Source organism: Candidatus Hamiltonella defensa 5AT (Acyrthosiphon pisum) (genome assembly GCF_000021705.1).
Lineage (GTDB): Bacteria > Pseudomonadota > Gammaproteobacteria > Enterobacterales > Enterobacteriaceae > Hamiltonella > Hamiltonella defendens.
Genome location: NC_012751.1, coordinates 874,774 through 892,510, shown reverse-complemented (window position 1 = coordinate 892,510; position 17,737 = coordinate 874,774). Strand labels below are relative to the sequence as shown.

Below are 17,737 nucleotides of genomic sequence, written 5' to 3'. Positions count from 1 at the left end.
ATGAGAGAGGGAGAGGAATGTTTTTTAACAATGGAACCATTAATAATGCAATTAAAAATTATTTAGATAACGAATTAAAGAAATATGGCAACATAAAATATGCTTATGTTATTTTAAATAAAAAAAATATTACAGAGATATCCATTATTACCAGTCACCCGATTTGGTTTGAATTTTATATTCAAAATAAATATCAAAATATTGATCCCATCATTATTATGTCACTTAACAGGATCACCTCCTTTTCTTGGGATGAAAATATTATGATCAACTTAAATCTCAAACTTTCTAAAATATTCAAAATGTCAAAAACCTATAATATTACTCATGGGTATACGTTTATTGTTCATGATCATAAAAATAACCTCGCACTATTATCCATGATGGCAGATCAAGATTATATAGCAGCACTTAATGAATTAATCATATCTAATAAAGATAAACTTCAAACGTTACTGATTACTGTACATGATAAAATGCTTTTTCTTTATAAAGAGATGGATATTAAACACCACAAAAGAGAAGACAAAGAAATGTTCTCTACACGAGAGAATGAAATTCTGTATTGGTCTAGTGTAGGAAAAACATACGAAGAAATTGCAATGATTCTTGGCATCAAATTAGGTACCGTCAAATTTCATATGGGCAATGTGGTGAAAAAGCTAGGTGTTATAAATGGAAAGCATGCCATCAGACTTGGAGTTGAATTAAAACTGATTAAACCTGTTTTTTCAGATACCAAAACATAAGGGCCAATTATAAAGATCGGTAATATTAGAGATATTCTTTTTAGAGATATTCTTTTTTATATTCATTCGATTGACATAATCGATTAAAATTTTTTGATTTTTTTTATCTACAGGCATATGGATCAAATAGACATTCTCTTTTTTTTCTGAAATACCATGCTCTATAACCTTTATAAGCCATCCTGAACGTTTAAAAATAATCAACATGGGTTGGCTAACAACTGCATAAATTCCGTCATAAAGAAAAGTGATAGCATAATTAATCATAGCTAAAAAAAGCATGGCGCTGAGTGGATAAGTATTTAAATCAAGATTTTTAATTTTTTCTTTATCGATAAATAATCGACTGGCATCAAGATGATTTTCTTTAATCACCTCTTTTTTTTCAAAAAAAGAATCAAATTCAGCGCCTGTGATCATATTGTTATTTTTCATATCAATAAATCTGAGTCCAGATATTACTTGATCGGAATAAATACCCAAAATATAAGTGGCATTTTTATTATCATATTCCATATTATTGTTACAAGTAACAGACCAATCAAGCCGATCTTTAAATATCTGTTTCCTGATACAAAACAGCTCATTTGATTTTTTTTCAGATAGTAGAGTGTAATTTATATCAAATATTTTTATCATTTTTATCTCCATTTAAAAACGACACGGTATCAGCAATCATTGTTATTAAAAATATCACTAAGTAATCATTGATTGCTATTTTTTAAACAAAATTTCATCCCGGTCAATTTTTGATTAAAATGTATTGAAATATTGGTCTTTTATTTAAAAAAATAAAATTTGTTTTTATTTTTTATCACTGTACCAATTAAATTTAATATAAAAAATTTTTTAAAGCTTTTTTAAGCAAAAAAAAATATTTTTTAAAAATTAGAGAATATTATATACGAATATATTGAAATGCTTATTGAAGATCTATTTAAAATAAAAATAGATTCAAAAAAACATGATCAGCTGATCCCCTTGATAAAATAACCTCAAATAGAATGAGACCTCTCAACATTTTTTAAAAATAACTTCGACACTACAGGAATTTAAAGCATTGATAAATTCAACATATCTATCACTTATTCACTCTATGAGTTTTTCTTGAATATTAGTCTCTGCTTGAGACAAATAAAAAGCCCCTCTGCAAGCGTAACTTGAAAAAGGGGTGCCAATATGTGGCAACACAAATGAAGACATCAACATAGCAAAAAATAAAAGTAAATGATACTTTTTTTTAATATTTTTCTAAAATGCATCATATTTATTTATGAATAATTGCATTTTCTGATGTGTAATATTAAAAAATTCACTTTTTGTAATTTTTATCAGTCCTAACTTCCAGGTTTTTGTGTGATTTCAAAAAAATTCGTTGACGACACAGAGACAATACGATTTAATGCGCGCGATTGCCCAGATAGCTCAGTTGGTAGAGCAGTGGATTGAAGATCCTCGTGTCCTTGGTTCGATTCCGAGTCTGGGCACCATACGTTATAGCCGCCCGTCTAAATCTCTTTTTTTCTAAAATTATATTAATTATCATCACATCTGACGCCAGCCTCATCTCCTCAACCTATCTATCATTCAGTTCGGATTGTGCTTTAAGCCATAGAATTCTCACAGAGTTAATGTGCGTGAAATGCGTAAAGATGAGAATGCGTAATCGCTATTGCCAAGGCGTCGGCTGCGTCGGTGTTTGGCGCAGAGGGGAGTTTTAATAGATAACGAACCATGTGCTGAACTTGTTTTTTATCCGCAGCACCGTTGCCAACCACGGTTTGTTTTACTTGCCTGGCGGCATATTCAAATACAGGCAAATTCTGATTGGCCGCCGCGACTATAGCGACCCCTCGCGCTTGGCCTAATTTTAACGCCGAGTCCGCGTTTTTTGACATAAAAACCTGTTCTATACAAAAAAAATCAGGCCTAAATTGAGAAATAATTTCTGTCACCCCCGCATAAATCAGCTTTAATTTATGGGGTAATCCGTTATCTAAAGTGCGGATGCAGCCACTGCCCAGGTAAATCAGTTGATTTTTTTTCTCAGAGATCACCCCATAGCCGGTGATACGAGAACCGGGGTCGATCCCTAAAATGATGGGCATGATCTCTATGGCTTTGTGTTTTTAAAAAACAAAGCGGCGGAAATCTCGTCAGAGAAATCTCCATTGTGATAGACCTCTTGTACGTCATCGGAATCTTCCAGCATATCGATCAAACGAAGTAATCTTTGTGCATTTTCCAGGTTTAAATCTATTTTTGTTGAAGGTATCATCGAGATCTCAGCTGTGGAAGCCATCAAACCTGCGGTTTCCAACGTCTTTTTAATCGTTTCAAAAAACTCTGGCGAGCTGAAAATATCTATCGCTCCATCGTCGTAAACCATAATGTCATCTGCGCCTGATTCTAAAGCCAGCTCCATCACCTGATCCTCGTTTAAACCTGGCGCATAAGAAAAAACCCCTTTTTTAGTAAACAAATAAGAAACAGAACCACCGGTGCCCAAATTGCCGCCTGTTTTTGTAAATGCATGACGAACCTCAGACACAGTACGATTACGATTGTCGCTTAAGCAAGAAACCATTACCGCTGTACCGGCAGGACCATAGCCTTCATACAAAATATTTTCCATATGACTGTCTTCGCCTCCGCCAATACCACGCGCAATCGCTCTGTTCAAGGTATCCCTCGTCATGTTATGAGATAATGCCTTGTCAATGGCCGTGCGTAAGCGAGGATTAGAGGCTGGATCTCCTCCCCCTAATCTGGCGGAGGTGACTAATTCACGAATGATTTTAGTAAAAATCTTTCCTTTTTTCGCATCTTGAGCCGCTTTTCGATGCTTGGTGTTGGCCCATTTACTGTGACCTGCCATAAAACGCCCTTTATTTTTTAAAAAGTATAAGTATCTATAAAATTTGGGGTTTATTTTTTTTCTTTTTTTACCACATCGATAAATAACTCTTGCAATGAGGAATCCGATGCAAAGCTCGGAGCATCCGTCATAAGGCAAGCTGCTGCAGTCGTTTTAGGGAAAGCGATAACGTCTCGTATGTTATTGGTTCCTGTCAACAACATGACCAGGCGATCTAAACCAAAAGCGATTCCAGCATGAGGAGGCGCCCCATATTTTAATGCTTCCAGTAAAAAACCAAACTGTTGTTTTTGCTGGTTCGCTTCAATTCCAATCAATGAAAATACCTGTTGTTGCAGATCAGAGTGATGAATACGCACAGAGCCGCCACCGACCTCATAACCATTAATGACCATATCATAGGCATTCGCCAGCGCCGTTTCTGGGTTTGCAGCAAATTCAGATAAATTCGTATTTTTAGGCGACGTAAAGGGATGGTGCATCGCCGTCAAACCTGTCTCCGTGTCGTTTGAAAACATGGGAAAATCGATGACCCATAATGGCGCCCATCGATCAAGTTGCGTCAATTGGCGATCAAGCCCCAGTTTTAAGCGTAAAGCCCCCATCGCATCGGTCACAATTTTCTTTTTATCTGCCCCAAAAAAGAGGAGATCGCCATCTTTTGCTTGCGTCCGCTTTAAAATGCGCTCCAATATTTCAGGGCTCAAAAATTTTGCTATCGGGCTTTGGATGCCTTCGAGCCCTGCATCCGCCTGTTTTATTTTTAACCAGGCCAATCCTCGCGCAGCATAAATATGCACAAAGGCGGTATATTCATCGATTTGTTTACGACTGATATCTGCTCCGTTAGGCACTCTGATGCCGACAACTCGGCTATGAGCATCATTGGCAGGCTCAGAAAATACCTTAAAATCTACATTTTTGAGCACATCATCAAGATCCACCAGCTCTAATGGATTCCTCAAATCGGGTTTATCGGAGCCAAAGCGTCGAATCGCTTCCTCAAAAGTCATCACAGGGAACGCGCCCAAATGAATATTTTTGATCTGTAACCACAATTGACGTATCAATTTTTCTGTCACGGTTCGTACCTGTTGAGCCGTCATAAAAGAAGTTTCAATATCAATCTGGGTAAACTCAGGCTGACGATCCGCTCTAAGATCTTCATCACGAAAACATTTGACGATTTGATAGTAGCGATCAACGCCAGACACCATCAATAGCTGTTTAAACAGCTGGGGGGATTGAGGCAAAGCATAAAATTTTCCTTTCTGAACCCGACTCGGCACCAAATAATCTCGAGCGCCTTCTGGTGTTGCTTTGGTCAGAGTCGGGGTTTCAACATCCAAAAATCCTTCTTTATCTAAAAACTGCCTCACAAAAGAGGTGATTTTTGAACGGGTTTTTAAACGTGCCAACATCTCTGGACGCCTTAAATCCAAATAGCGATATCTGAGTCTTTGTTCTTCAGTATTATTTTGGTTGCGATCAAGAGGCAGTGGCTCAGAACAGTTGATGATCGTCAAATTCTCTGAAAAAACTTCTACCGCCCCTGTCAACATTTTTTGATTGATTTGATGATGAGGACGAGCCTTCACTTTTCCTGTGATTTGAATGCAAAATTCATTTCTTAGAGAGGAAGCCTGTTCAAACAGCGCTTGTTGTTCAGGATCAAAAAAAACTTGCACAATGCCAGAAAAATCCCTCATATCGATGAAAATCAGGCCTCCCAAATCACGTCGTCGATCGACCCAGCCACACAAACAAACCGTTTGATTTAGGACAGAGAGACTTAATTCCCCACAACAATGAGTACGCATAACGGATCCTTTTTTTATTTCGTTTGATGTCAAGCAGATCCATAATATGAGGGATCTCAAAAAAGCAGGGATTATAAAGGAATTTCATATCAGTGCACAGGAACCCTCATTTTTAAATCATGCCAATCGTGTGATTTCATTTTTGTTTTAAAAAGGGCGCTTTGAAAAAAGACAGGATGCTCGCCATCCTAATCTACTTTGTGTACACTCCGCGCTATCTACGCTCCGAGCATCTTGAATTCACAGCCCTCTCTCAACAGTTTTTTGAAAGAGGTCTAACCAAAAGGGAAGACAGGCACGGTCATGTTGTCAAAATTTAAGCGCAAAAAACACACACAACAACTTGCACAAATGCCCAAACTTTCCCAATCAGTTGATCACATTAAAACGCTGTATTGCCCAACCGTTTTTCGAACCACTCTGCTACAGATGATCGCGCAAGCCACTCAACGTATCTATATGGCCGTACTTTATCTGGAAAAGGATAAAGCAGGACACGATGTATTGTCTGCTTTGTATCAAGCAAAAAAAAAACGCCCAGAGTTAGATATTTGTGTGCTGGTAGATTGGCATCGTGCCCAACGTGGCCGTATTGGTGTCATGTCAGAACACAATAATGCGGATTGGTATTATGAAATGGCAAAAAAAAATTCAGAGGTATTTTTGCCTGTTTACGGCATTCCCGTGAATACACGAGAAGCCCTCGGAGTCATGCATCTTAAAGGAATCATGATTGATGATACGGTGATTTACAGTGGTGCCAGCATCAATAATGTTTATCTTCATCAAGGGAGCAAATATCGTTACGATCGTTATCAACTGATAAAAAACGCTAAATTAGCCTTGCTCATGATCAATTATCTCAAAATACATATTTTGAGTTCAAATGCTGTACAACCATTGAATAGCAAAACAAGACATAAAATTTGTGACATGAAATATCACGTGCAACGCTTGCGTTTTTCATTAAGACAAGCCAATTATTCTGTTACAGAGAATTTGTGTTATGCCAGTCAAGATGAATTATCAGTTACCCCTTTGGTCGGATTAGGCAAAAAAAATATGCTGAATAAAACCATTGAATACCTTATCTCTTCAACTCAAAAACAACTCAGTATTTGCACCCCTTATTTTAATTTACCTTCCTCAATAAAACGGAATATCACGTCTCTGCTCAAAGAAGGCAAGACAGTAAAAATTATAGTAGGGGATAAAACAGCGAATGATTTTTATACCCTTCCCGATCAACCCTTTAAAATGATTTCCATTTTACCTTACCTGTATGAAATCAATTTAACGCGCTTTTTAAAACGAATGCAGCCTTATCTCGATAAGGGTAATCTGATCGTTCGATTATGGAAACACGAAGCTCACAGTTTTCATATCAAAGGGATCTGGATTGATGATGAGTGGCAATTGCTGACCGGTAGTAACCTGAATCTCAGAGCCTGGCATTTTGATTTAGAAAATGCTCTTTTAATCCGGGATCCGAAACAGGAGCTAAGACATCAAAGAGTCAAAGAATTAAAATGTATCCAAAAGCATACTAAAGTGATCCAGAACTACTTGGAACTCGACAGTATTCAACAATATCCCCTCAAAGTACGAACCCTGATTCGCCGTTTGTGTAGAATACGTATCGATCGTTTGATTAACCGTGTTTTGTAAAATTGAAATAAGATATCAATCCGGCACCCAGCTTATTGAAAATTTTGTCTCATATTCAGGTTATCACCTGATGTTTTCATGGTTTTTACTTTGGTGAAATGTAAGAAATAACCGATTTTTGGTATTTTATAAAATATTTTTTCTCTAAAATATTATTTTTTTAATTGAATTACATTCAACATAAATAAACAGGATTTATTCAAGGTGATACATTTTGCGTAAATCCTTTTTTTAAAATTATTTCGGCAAAAAATAACCTGGAGAATCGAATTTTGTCTACTATTTCCAACACAGTGTTTAGTCAAAACACATGTTTTACTTATCCATTAAGTCATAAACGACTAAACCGAATATTAAAATCTGATTCTTTGAAAGAAGCTCAATTTATGGGTCTCATCGACAGATTATTTGATCGCTTTTTTCGTAACGGCCAAAAACGTGAAACAATTATAAAATTGTATGAGCAAATAGCATGTCCACCCAATGAAGAAAAAACATTCGAAGAGATGCCTTATTTTAATATGGCATTGCGCTTTGATAAGCTTCGCCAATTAGCCAATGAAGAATACCAGCAAGACTTTAAAATATTAATAAACGATAACGACAGCTCTTCATATTCGTTTTCATTCGTCATCTGTGATGATGTCATTTTTGAGTCTGATTGGCTCAGTCGCGAGAAAAATGCAAATTGTTTTCAGGGGATATGCACTTTACAGGTTACACAGCAATTCGAAGACGATCTCTATCAATACCCACAATATCTAGATACAGATAAACTAATCAAATTAAGAATCCAGACGATGTCTGACGAGCCAGAAGTCCAAAGAATGCTTGAGGACAATCTTAAAAATCCAGCATTCAGTGGGTTAAATTTAATTGAAATAAAGGATCTGCCGTCGGAAGAAGGTCGTGGAAACAATTGTTTCGTTGCCGAGTTTAATGACGGAAAGCTAAAGTTATCTAACCGACGTGCAACTGTTGGCGAGTTTAGAGCTGAGCCTCTGAAACAGGCGCTTTTAAAGCGAGATTTTGACAACCTGGAACAGTTATGTTCTCTCGGTCTCGGTTTAATGACTAAAGAAAACCCTCTTCTTTCACCAATTATTGCTTTCTCTGAAATGAATTTAAAGCAAAGGCTTAATATTGAAATCAGCAAAAGTTTAGATCATCATCATAATTTAGATTTTTTAAAAACCCTGCTTTCTGTGAGACCTATCGGTAAAACCAATACTACGCTATGTAAATTTTTTGGATTGGAAATGAATACCAAAATTTAATTCAATAGAAGTAAGTGTTAAATCAATAATTCACATCGTACATTAAAACGCGCTGATTAGGGTTGACAAAATGAATGACCAACAGCTCAATGGCCACCTCGTCATTACCCTAAATCATAAAAAATCTTAATATTCTTAATATAATAAATGCAAATAAACATTTTTTTGATATCATCGTTTCAAATGAAATACGATGCCGTTAAAAATGAGTGAAAGCAATCAACCATTGGCACAAGCCAGATGAAGACTTTATGCTCCTGTTTCGGATTTTTTCCGATTGGTACAAGGCATGCCAGCGTGGGTGACTCTTTATAAGAGTTTATTTAATTAAATGACTATTATTTTTAGAGATGATTATATGAATGTTAATTCTTGTTCAACAAGTTCTGTAACTCAACAAGGTCTTCCTGGTGATAATGGGAAAAATTCTTTGTTATCATCATTAAGAAAAACCAGCAATATTAATATATTTAATATTTTTTCAAAAAATCGAGAGAAAAAAGTATGTAATGATATTAAATCCCTTTTTGAAAATAAAGAAGATAAAGAATATGCATCATTTCTACTTAAAAGAATCAAAGATCCAAAAAATTCATTGAATAAAAAAATTGAAATTTTTCTGGAAATAAAAAATCGGGCAATAAAAAAACATCAAAAAAATTTTTATAAAAACGAATACAAAGATGGAGAGATCAGTTTTTACGTTAATGACATACCAATATACGAAAAAAAAATAATATCCGTTTTAAATGAAATAAAAAAATCAGCTAAAACAGAAAATAAAGATATGTTTCTAAAAAATCTTAAAATTCTTATAGAAGAAATAGATAAAGAGTGGTCAATAAAGAATAAAGATAATGAAAAAGAATTACTTGATCATGGAGCTCGGCGCGAATTTAACCGTGAAATAATAACCAGGTATCTTTTCCCTTTTGCTTCAGAGAAAGTAATAGAAGAACAAGAACAAGAACAAGAACAAATACTAAATAAAATGGAAGGAGCTTTTGGAAAACGTTTACGAGGAATAATGGAGTTTACCGCCTACAAAGTAGGAAAAAATGTAGAAGATCCCGCATTGATTTCTGCTGCACATAAATATCAACCCTTAATGGAAGACTTTATCATCATCTTAAGAGAAAAACTTAAGAAAGAGGAAAAAATAATAGACAAACCTGAACATATATCGACATTAAAACAACTCACAAAATCAGAAAGAGATACATTACTAAAAATAAAAATACACTCGAGTGTATTAGAGAATTAGATTAGCTGCGTACAGGCGAGCTTTATTTTCTGTTCCTGACGCTTAAATTCTCGTTCATCAAGTCGATTTCCAAACGCACGTTTGGCAAACTTATGATATTGATAAAGAAAGATATCCAAACCCGCATTGCTATTGAACGTTTCTTTGGCAAGATAAAAGAAAACAAAAGACTCGCTTTACGCTTCGATAAACTCGATGTCACCTTCTTTTCTTTCTTCTCGATTGCTTGTCTTAAACTCTTTAAGTGACCCGGTTAACAATGCCATATGGAATTGAGTTAAAGTAGATTAAAATTTTGAGAAACCTTGTTTATTCACATTAGAAATGAAGAAAATGATGTCCAGGAAAACAAAAAATCAGTTACAGCCTGAGTTCCCTATTTCTACCATCAATCATAATCAAGCCTCTGAAGCCGTTGTTCCTGAGTCAGTAAAAAATTGCTCTCATCAAATTTTGCTGTTGGTAGACGGTTCTTCTTATTTATATCGCGCCTTTCATGCGTTCCCTCCTTTAAGCAATTCAAAGGGCGAACCCACAGGCGCCATTTATGGCGTGCTAAATATGTTACGCCGCCTTTTTTTACAATATTCCCCCCAAAATATGGCCATTGTTTTTGATGCCCCTGGTGAGACCTTTCGTAGCGCCCTTTTTTCAGAATATAAAGCACATCGCCCTTCTATGCCGGATGATCTGCGCGCACAAATAGCCCCTTTACATCACATTTTGTCGGCCATGGGGTTGCCTTTACTGGTTGTCGAGGGTGTAGAAGCCGATGATGTGATAGGCACTTTGGCTAAAGACGCAGAAAAAGCAGGTTATGAGGTGGTGATAAGCACGGGTGATAAAGACATGGCTCAGCTGGTGAGTCCTCATATTACCTTAATTAACACGATGAATGATAAAACCCTTGATCCTGATGGGGTGTGTGAAAAATTTGGCGTCCCGCCCGATTTGATAGTGGATTTACTCGCCTTAATGGGTGACAGCGCTGACAATATCCCGGGCGTCCCAGGGATTGGCGAAAAAACGGCTCAAGCGTTGTTACAAGGTATGGGAGGGCTGGATAAGTTATTTGATCATTTAGATAAAATCGCTGATTTATCTTTTCGCGGAGCCAGGACTTTGGCTGAAAAGCTGATAAAACATCAAGAACAGGCATATTTATCCCGCCAATTGGCGACCATCAAAACAGACGTTTCATTAGATATACGTTGTGATGAATTACAGGTTTGCCCCCCTCAGATAGATGAATTAAAAAAATTATTTTCTCACTATGAATTTAAAACCTATTTAGCAGATGTTGAAGCCGGGAAATGGCCAGCAACCCATTTAAACTCTAAAAGCTCAAAAAATAACCCAATATCCTCCTCTACCGATCCATTAAAAGCGATTTTTTCAACGGATGATTATGAAACCATTCTGAATGAAGAACGATGGTTTGTTTGGCTTGAGCGTCTTAAAAAGGCCTCTCTTTTTGCGATTGATACAGAAACCGATGGGCTGGATACAAAAACGGCCCATTTAATTGGGATATCTTTTGCTGTGGCGCCTGGAAAAGCGGCTTACCTGCCTCTCGGTCACGATTATCCCGAGGCGCCTGCTCAGTTGAACAGGGATAAAGTGCTCGCACTTTTTAAGCCCTTATTAGAAGATCCCCAGGCACTGAAAGTCGGGCAAAATCTTAAATTTGATCAAAGTCTTTTAGCGAATTATGGGATAAAGCTTCAAGGCATTGCTTTTGATACCATGCTCGAATCCTACGTATTCAATAGTGTGGCCGGTCGGCATGATATGGACAGCTTGTCTGAACGCCATCTGAATCATAAAACCCTGTCTTTTGAAGATATCGCTGGCAAGGGAAAAAATCAGCTGACTTTTAATCAGATCCCATTAGAACAAGCCGCCATTTATGCTGCAGAAGATGCCGATGTCACCTTACGATTGCATTTGGCACTATGGCCAAAGCTCAAAGAAAATCCAGATTTGATGAAAGTATTACAAGAAATTGAAATGCCTCTGTTATCAGTGTTGTCACGTATGGAGCGGACTGGTGTCATGATCGATCCTGATATATTGCTCAATCATTCTAAAGAATTACAGCTCCGATTGACGGAGCTTGAAAAAAAAGCCCATGACATCGCAGGCGAGACGTTTAATTTAAATTCGACTCAGCAATTACAGACGATTTTATATGAGAAGCAAACACTACCGGTATTAAAAAAAACCCCAAAAGGCGCGCCTTCGACCAATGAAGCAGTTCTGGCAGAATTGGCGTTAGACTATCCTTTACCAAAAATTATTCTTGAGCATCGTAGCCTGACAAAATTAAAAACCACTTATACGGATAAGCTCCCTCTCATGATCCATCCTCTATCTGGCCGGGTGCATACCTCTTACCATCAGGCCGTGACTTCAACGGGTCGTTTGTCCTCTCGTGATCCTAATTTACAAAATATTCCCGTGCGCAATGAGGAAGGTCGGCGTATTCGTCACGCTTTTATTGCGCCCAGGGGTTACCAGATTGTCGCCGCAGATTATTCCCAGATAGAATTGCGGATTATGGCGCACCTCTCACAAGATCAAGGTTTGTTGAATGCCTTTTCAGAAGGTCAAGATATTCATCTGATCACCGCGGCAGAGGTATTTGGTTTACCTGTTTCACAGGTTTCAGCGCAGCAACGCCGTAGTGCAAAAGCGATTAATTTTGGCCTGATTTATGGCATGAGTGCGTTTGGATTAGCGCGTCAATTAAATGTTTCCAGGTTTGAAGCCGAAAGATATATGAACCTGTATTTTACGCATTATCCCAAAGTCCTGGATTACATGCAGCGGACAAGAGAAGAAGCGGTCAAAAATGGCTATGTCACCACTTTAGAAGGGCGTCGTTTATACTTGGCCGATATTCACTCGAAAAATGCCAATCGACGTAAGGCCGCTGAACGTGAAGCGATTAACGCACCTATGCAGGGCACCGCCGCCGACATTATCAAGCGAGCCATGATTCATATCGATTTTTGGTTACAACAGGAGGAGCAAAAGTTAGCCCCAAAACAAAAATCCCGTGTGAATTTGATTATGCAGGTTCATGATGAATTGGTATTTGAGGTTCATGACAGTGTTTTAAAAAGTGCGACAGATAAAATTCGTGAGTTAATGGAAAAAAGTACGCAAAATTTATTACTTAAAGTCGATATCGGGTTTGGCAATAATTGGGAGCAGGCACACTAGACTTTTTCTAAAGTCATATCAAACACACTTATCCTGACCAGGAGAACAAAAAAATGTCACATTATGGCCATGAGCCGATTGGCCAAAAAAATAAAAAAATCCACAGTAAACTTCATACTTCTATTAAACCTAAGCATTCCAAAAAAAAGTGGGTTTTCCTTCGCTTGCTGTTCATTTTGTTTTTAAGTGCTGGATTAGTAGTCATACTTTATGGTTTTTATCTCAATGAAAAAATCCGCCAGCGGATTGATGGACAAGTGTGGGTACTACCAGCCGCAGTGTATGGCCGTATGCTTAACCTGGAGCCTGGAATGGCTTACAGTAAAAAGCAGATGATCAATTTATTGATAGCGACGCAATACAGGAAAGTGAACCATTTGCTTCGAGTTGGCGAATTTACCGTACAAGATAACAGTATTGACATGCTGCGCCGTCCGTTTAACTTTCCAGACGCCAAAGAAGATCAGGTTCATGCACGTCTGCTTTTTCATAATGACCGATTAGTTCAGATTGAAAATTTGGATAACCAGCGTTTTTTTGGTTTTTTTCGATTAGATCCCAGATTAATCACCATGTTACAAACCCCTAGTGGAGAACAGCGTTTATTTCTACCTCGATCCAGCTTTCCAGAAAGCCTGGTCAACACATTACTCGCGATAGAAGATCGTCATTTTTATCAACATGATGGTATTAATTTTTATTCGATAGGCAGGGCGTTGCTGGCAAATATACTGGCAGGCAGAACAGTACAGGGAGGAAGCACCTTAACTCAGCAATTAGTCAAAAATTTATTTTTGAACAATCAACGGTCTTTTTGGAGAAAAGCGAATGAAGCCTATATGGCAATATTGATTGATCATCATTACAGTAAAGACAAGATCCTGGAATTGTATTTCAACGAAGTATATTTAGGTCAAAACGGCAACGATCAAATCAGAGGGTTTCCGTTAGCCAGTCTGTATTACTTTGGCCGGCCCGTCGATGAGCTGAGTTTAGATCAACAAGCCATGTTGGTGGGGATGGTCAAAGGAGCGTCGTTATATAATCCTTGGCGAAATCCTGAATTCACCCTGGAAAGACGAAATTTAGTTCTGAAATTACTTCAAAATCAAGGCAATATTGATGAGAAGCTTTATCATACCCTCAGCACCCGTCCGTTGGATGTCCAGCCTAAAGGTGGGGTTATTGTGCCACAACCTGCCTTTATCGAAATGGTTCGGCAAGAATTAAAACAAAAGTTAGGGGATAAAGCCCAGCATCTCTCAGGCGCTAAAATTTTTACTACGATGGATCCTGTTTCTCAGGATGCCGCAGAAAAAGCCATTGAATCAGGTATTCCCGCTTTAAAAGGTTCCGAGCATGATTTAAGTGATCTAGAAGGCGCTATGGTCGTCATCGATCGTTTGAGCGGTGAAATTCGGGCTATTGTAGGCGGATCTCAACCTCAATTTTCTGGATTTAATCGAGCTTTGCAAGCACGGCGCTCTATTGGATCTTTAGCCAAGCCAGCCATCTATTTGTCGGCTTTGAATCAACCGCATCAATACCGCTTCAATACCTGGTTATTCGATCAACCTTTATCATTAGAGCTCCCTAATGGATCGGTATGGGAACCGAAAAATTATTCACGAAAATTTCGTGGCCAGGTTATGTTATTAGATGGATTAGTTGATTCATTAAATGTTCCCACTGTGAATCTGGGAATGTCTATTGGTTTGGATCAAATCAGTCAAACAATGAAACAGCTAGGAGCACCTGCCTCTACCGGCCCTCTTATGCCTTCCATGCTACTGGGGGCCATTAATTTAACTCCATTAGAGGTCGCACAGGAATATCAAACCATCGCCAGTGGTGGGAATAAAGCTACCTTGTCTGCTTTGCGTTCCGTTATCGCAGCAGATGGCTCCATGCTGTATCAAAGTTTTCCACAATCTGAACGCAAACTGTCCGCACAGGCGAGTTATCTCGTTTTGTATGGAATGCAAGAAGCCGTTAAAAGAGGCACAGCACGATCTTTATCTTCTGAATTTTCAACATTTCATTTAGCGGGGAAAACAGGCACAACCAATGATTTACGTGATAGCTGGTTTGCTGGCATTGACGGTAAAGAGGTCACGATTATCTGGCTAGGGCGTGATAATAATGGTCCTACTCAATTCACAGGCTCGACTGGCGCACTGACCTTGTATCGTAGATATCTTGAAACAAAGCCCCCTTTACCGCTGATATCAAGGAAGCCAGCAGGTATCGTTGATATGAACATTGATAGTACTACGGGTCATTTTATCTGTGATACAGAGCCTCATAATCAGATAAGCACGATCCCTGTGTGGACAGAAGATCCAGATGTGCTGTGCAAGACATCTGAAAAAACGACGCCCCCCAACGAATTAAAAGAAAAGTCAGTGCTCGATTCGATTAAAAATATATTTTAAAACTGGCTATCAAAGTCTTTAAATAAAGAAAGCATTAATGAGTGATTTTTTTGTGCTTTGAGGGAAAAACCACGATCCAAATTCCCAGTAAAACAAGGCTGACGCCCAGTGTTTTGAGTATGGTGGCTGTTTCATTGAAGCAAGGCAAGGATACGGCGGCTAAGTAGACCAGCGCGTAACTCATGCTAATGAGCGGGTAAGCTTGATGAAGGGGTAAATAACGCAAGGTAAAAAACCAGGATAACATGGAGATCATATAGGCCAGCAGACCAAGAATAATCGCCATCAACGAATGCATGTGAGCAATCACAAAAGAGAGGTTGATCTCAATCGTCTCTGTCTTTGGAAGGTCGATCATACCCCATTTCAGCAATAACTGAGCAAAACTGGCCAGCAGGACACTGCTCAATCCATAAAGATAACCTTTCATATACCCTGCCCCAATAGTAAAATGCCGACCATCATGATACCGATGCCTAGCCAATGCTGAAGGGTGACTTTCTCTTTAAAGAAAAAGTGGCCTGAAAGGGTCACCAAAATTAAATTAATACTTAAAAACGGGTAAGCCTGGCTCAAAGGCAGATATTGTAATAGCTTCAACCATAGTAACATTCCACCCGCCAGGAAAATCACAGACAGGCCCAGCCAAATCAACGTTTGTCTTTTGGCATTTTCTTTCCAGGAATGAGTCGCCTGCTTTTGTGATAATTGACCTGCGCAGGTTAAAAAAATCACAAATAACAATAATAAATAATGATTCATGAGGTTTTTTTATACCACAATAGAATTAAGCGATGGCTTGATTCAATTTTGTCCGCCTTCGGCAAATGTGTTGGAGTGCCTTCACCTTCAGACAAAAGCAACATCAGAGAAACATCCCCCTTTCGACGTGCCTGTGCTAACCATCGAGGAAAATCAGCTGCACTGACATATTTATTCTTGCTGTCAGGATAACTCAGCCCATAACTCAATTCGCCTTTTTGATGAAACATCATGATGTTACTACGATTCAGCTCCCATGCTACTCCTGCGCCCACCCCGACGCTGTTAACCAAAATGTAACGGCTTCCACTTAACAGAGCTTTATTATTCTGGGTGAAATGCTGAGGTTGTTCTGTATCAATCAGTTTCTTGGGGATGAGATAACCTGCCAATAAAGCGAATAATACCGGACAAGCCGCCGCATATTGCCAGTTTTGTGCATTATTTTTAAGGCTCCATGCACCCAGGCTCGCCCACGCAAGCGCACAGACAGACCCTAAAATGATTTTTGGGGTTTCTTGTGATTGATACAGAAGAAATGTCGGCATCCATTTCATGCCCACCAGAAAAACAAGGATAAAAAAAACACCGAAAACGATGTTGATCACACCATTGATTTTGAATGCTTTCATTCGTGTTTGAGCCGCGCAATCTTTTGCATAGGCCGCCAGCAATATAGAAAGCGGAGCCATACAAGGCAAAATGTAAGTCAGGAGCTTTCCTTTAGCAAGGCTGAAAAACAAGAAAGGCATCAATATCCAACTGAGCAAAAAAAACAATTGAGGGCGGGTTTTTCTCTCCCGAAAACCCTTGAGAAGGGCGCCAGGCATCAGCCCCAGCCAGGGCAAACCTGCAATACAAAATATCGGAAGATAATACCAAAAGGGCGCTTTATGCTGAGCGTTGTCTTCTGCAAAACGTTGGACATGTTCCACCCAAAAAAAATAGTGCCAAAAATCAGGCTCGTGATGCGCAATCGCCAACACCCAAGGAAGAGACAATAAAAAAGCGGATAACAATGCAATCGGCCCAAAGCAAAAAAGTTCCTTGAGCCGCTTTTGTTGAACCATAACAGGTAAAACAGAAATCACAGGGATGGCTAAAGCGAGAAATCCTTTTGTCATAAATCCCATGCCACAGGCTATTCCAAGCAACACATAGGCGATGAATTTTTGCCGGGTACTTTTTGCATCGAGAGTGCCATAAAAACTTACCATCGCTGCAGCAAGCCAAAGAGACAACATGGGGTCTAATACGGCATAAGAGCCTACACTGAATACCAAAAAAAAAGTCAGGTAGATAAGCGTTGCGATGGTGGCCGTCGTACGGTTATGAAATAGACGGATTGACAGACAGAAAATCAGGCAAGCCGTGAGAGCCGTACTGAATATAGAGCCAAAACGCACCGAAAAATTATGATGCCCAAATAACCACTGACCGATGTTATTGATCCAATAACCTGCAATCGGTTTTTCAAAATAACGGATGTCCAGGAAATAAGGGACAACCCAGTTGCCTCTTTCGAGCATTTCCCGACTGATTTCAGCGTAACGCGTTTCATCAGGTTGCCAAAGTAATCGCTGATCAACAGGGATTAAATACAGTAAAGAAAAAATAGTGACTAAAATCACCATATGATTTTTAAATAATTTCAGC

13 protein-coding genes, 1 tRNA gene and 1 pseudogene are annotated in these 17,737 nt (G+C 38.6%); 8 read left to right on the top strand and 7 right to left on the bottom strand.

The features are described 5' to 3' along the window. Positions 1–17 precede the first annotated feature (17 nt). A complete protein-coding gene (locus tag HDEF_RS04160; protein ID WP_015873408.1) occupies positions 18–749 on the top strand; it encodes a LuxR family transcriptional regulator in 732 nt (243 codons plus the stop codon). Here HDEF_RS04160 and HDEF_RS04155 read toward each other — a convergent pair. Beyond that, positions 732–1,388, bottom strand: coding sequence for an acyl-homoserine-lactone synthase (locus tag HDEF_RS04155; protein WP_015873407.1), 657 nt, complete (start codon positions 1,386–1,388; stop codon positions 732–734). The genes HDEF_RS04160 and HDEF_RS04155 overlap by 18 nt on opposite strands. Positions 1,389–2,163: 775 nt before the next feature. Between HDEF_RS04155 and HDEF_RS04150 the strand changes: the two genes are divergently transcribed. Then, positions 2,164–2,239, top strand: a tRNA-Phe gene (locus HDEF_RS04150). Between the two features lie 138 nt (positions 2,240–2,377). On the opposite strand, the gene ruvC is transcribed toward HDEF_RS04150, so the two are convergent. Genes ruvC through aspS form a run of 3 tightly spaced genes read right to left on the bottom strand, consistent with a single transcriptional unit; the run spans position 2,378 to position 5,447 of the window. Continuing rightward, positions 2,378–2,857 carry a crossover junction endodeoxyribonuclease RuvC gene (gene ruvC / locus HDEF_RS04145; RefSeq protein ID WP_015873405.1) on the bottom strand — a complete coding sequence of 160 codons (480 nt, stop codon included), beginning with the start codon at positions 2,855–2,857 and terminating at the stop codon, positions 2,378–2,380. Positions 2,858–2,862: 5 nt separating this feature from the next. Beyond that, positions 2,863–3,627: a YebC/PmpR family DNA-binding transcriptional regulator gene (locus tag HDEF_RS04140; protein WP_015873404.1), complete on the bottom strand. Its 765-nt coding sequence runs from the start codon at positions 3,625–3,627 to the stop codon at positions 2,863–2,865. 50 nt (positions 3,628–3,677) lie between these two features. Then, positions 3,678–5,447, bottom strand: a complete 1,770-nt coding sequence (gene aspS / locus HDEF_RS04135; RefSeq protein WP_015873403.1) for an aspartate--tRNA ligase — start codon at positions 5,445–5,447, stop codon at positions 3,678–3,680. Positions 5,448–5,750: 303 nt separating this feature from the next. Here aspS and pssA point away from each other — a divergent pair, with 303 nt between their 5' ends. The 6 genes and pseudogenes from pssA to mrcB form a co-directional block, all read left to right on the top strand. Next, the gene (gene pssA / locus HDEF_RS04130) at positions 5,751–7,115 is read left to right on the top strand and encodes a CDP-diacylglycerol--serine O-phosphatidyltransferase (protein WP_015873401.1); all 1,365 of its coding nucleotides are present in this window, start codon (positions 5,751–5,753) and stop codon (positions 7,113–7,115) included. A gap of 386 nt (positions 7,116–7,501) precedes the next feature. Further along, positions 7,502–8,392 (top strand): hypothetical protein, encoded by an 891-nt coding sequence (locus tag HDEF_RS04125; protein WP_100103886.1) that lies wholly within the window; start codon positions 7,502–7,504, stop codon positions 8,390–8,392. 331 nt (positions 8,393–8,723) lie between these two features. Then, positions 8,724–9,656, top strand: coding sequence for a hypothetical protein (locus HDEF_RS04120; protein ID WP_015873399.1), 933 nt, complete (start codon positions 8,724–8,726; stop codon positions 9,654–9,656). 92 nt (positions 9,657–9,748) lie between these two features. Then, positions 9,749–9,904 carry a transposase gene (locus HDEF_RS11965; protein WP_148207005.1) on the top strand — a complete coding sequence of 52 codons (156 nt, stop codon included), beginning with the start codon at positions 9,749–9,751 and terminating at the stop codon, positions 9,902–9,904. 88 nt (positions 9,905–9,992) lie between these two features. After that, complete coding sequence (gene polA / locus HDEF_RS04115) at positions 9,993–12,884, top strand: DNA polymerase I (protein WP_015873398.1); 2,892 nt, start codon at positions 9,993–9,995, stop codon at positions 12,882–12,884. A gap of 62 nt (positions 12,885–12,946) precedes the next feature. Beyond that, positions 12,947–15,319, top strand: a pseudogene (gene mrcB / locus HDEF_RS04110) (bifunctional glycosyl transferase/transpeptidase); the annotation flags it as partial. 34 nt (positions 15,320–15,353) lie between these two features. Here the strand turns inward: mrcB and arnF are convergent. From arnF to arnT, 3 genes are read right to left on the bottom strand one after another with little or no spacing between them, the layout of a single operon-like run. Continuing rightward, a complete protein-coding gene (gene arnF, locus HDEF_RS04105; RefSeq protein WP_015873396.1) occupies positions 15,354–15,749 on the bottom strand; it encodes a 4-amino-4-deoxy-L-arabinose-phosphoundecaprenol flippase subunit ArnF in 396 nt (131 codons plus the stop codon). Further along, on the bottom strand, positions 15,746–16,081 hold the full coding sequence (arnE, locus tag HDEF_RS04100) for a 4-amino-4-deoxy-L-arabinose-phosphoundecaprenol flippase subunit ArnE (RefSeq protein ID WP_015873395.1): 336 nt from the start codon (positions 16,079–16,081) through the stop codon (positions 15,746–15,748). The genes arnF and arnE overlap by 4 nt, the downstream gene beginning before the upstream one ends. Further along, on the bottom strand, positions 16,078–17,736 hold the full coding sequence (gene arnT / locus HDEF_RS04095) for a lipid IV(A) 4-amino-4-deoxy-L-arabinosyltransferase (RefSeq protein WP_407078896.1): 1,659 nt from the start codon (positions 17,734–17,736) through the stop codon (positions 16,078–16,080). The genes arnE and arnT overlap by 4 nt, the downstream gene beginning before the upstream one ends. Position 17,737 lies beyond the last annotated feature (1 nt).

Bases quoted from the DNA above. Each gene is read 5' to 3' on its own strand.
- HDEF_RS04160 (WP_015873408.1), top strand. From the start codon at position 18: ATGTTTTTTAACAATGGAACCATTAATAATGCAATTAAAAATTATTTA.
- HDEF_RS04155 (WP_015873407.1), bottom strand. From the start codon at position 1,388: ATGATAAAAATATTTGATATAAATTACACTCTACTATCTGAAAAAAAA.
- ruvC (WP_015873405.1), bottom strand. From the start codon at position 2,857: ATGCCCATCATTTTAGGGATCGACCCCGGTTCTCGTATCACCGGCTAT.
- HDEF_RS04140 (WP_015873404.1), bottom strand. From the start codon at position 3,627: ATGGCAGGTCACAGTAAATGGGCCAACACCAAGCATCGAAAAGCGGCT.
- aspS (WP_015873403.1), bottom strand. From the start codon at position 5,447: ATGCGTACTCATTGTTGTGGGGAATTAAGTCTCTCTGTCCTAAATCAA.
- pssA (WP_015873401.1), top strand. From the start codon at position 5,751: ATGTTGTCAAAATTTAAGCGCAAAAAACACACACAACAACTTGCACAA.
- HDEF_RS04125 (WP_100103886.1), top strand. From the start codon at position 7,502: ATGGGTCTCATCGACAGATTATTTGATCGCTTTTTTCGTAACGGCCAA.
- HDEF_RS04120 (WP_015873399.1), top strand. From the start codon at position 8,724: ATGACTATTATTTTTAGAGATGATTATATGAATGTTAATTCTTGTTCA.
- HDEF_RS11965 (WP_148207005.1), top strand. From the start codon at position 9,749: ATGATATTGATAAAGAAAGATATCCAAACCCGCATTGCTATTGAACGT.
- polA (WP_015873398.1), top strand. From the start codon at position 9,993: ATGTCCAGGAAAACAAAAAATCAGTTACAGCCTGAGTTCCCTATTTCT.
- arnF (WP_015873396.1), bottom strand. From the start codon at position 15,749: ATGAAAGGTTATCTTTATGGATTGAGCAGTGTCCTGCTGGCCAGTTTT.
- arnE (WP_015873395.1), bottom strand. From the start codon at position 16,081: ATGAATCATTATTTATTATTGTTATTTGTGATTTTTTTAACCTGCGCA.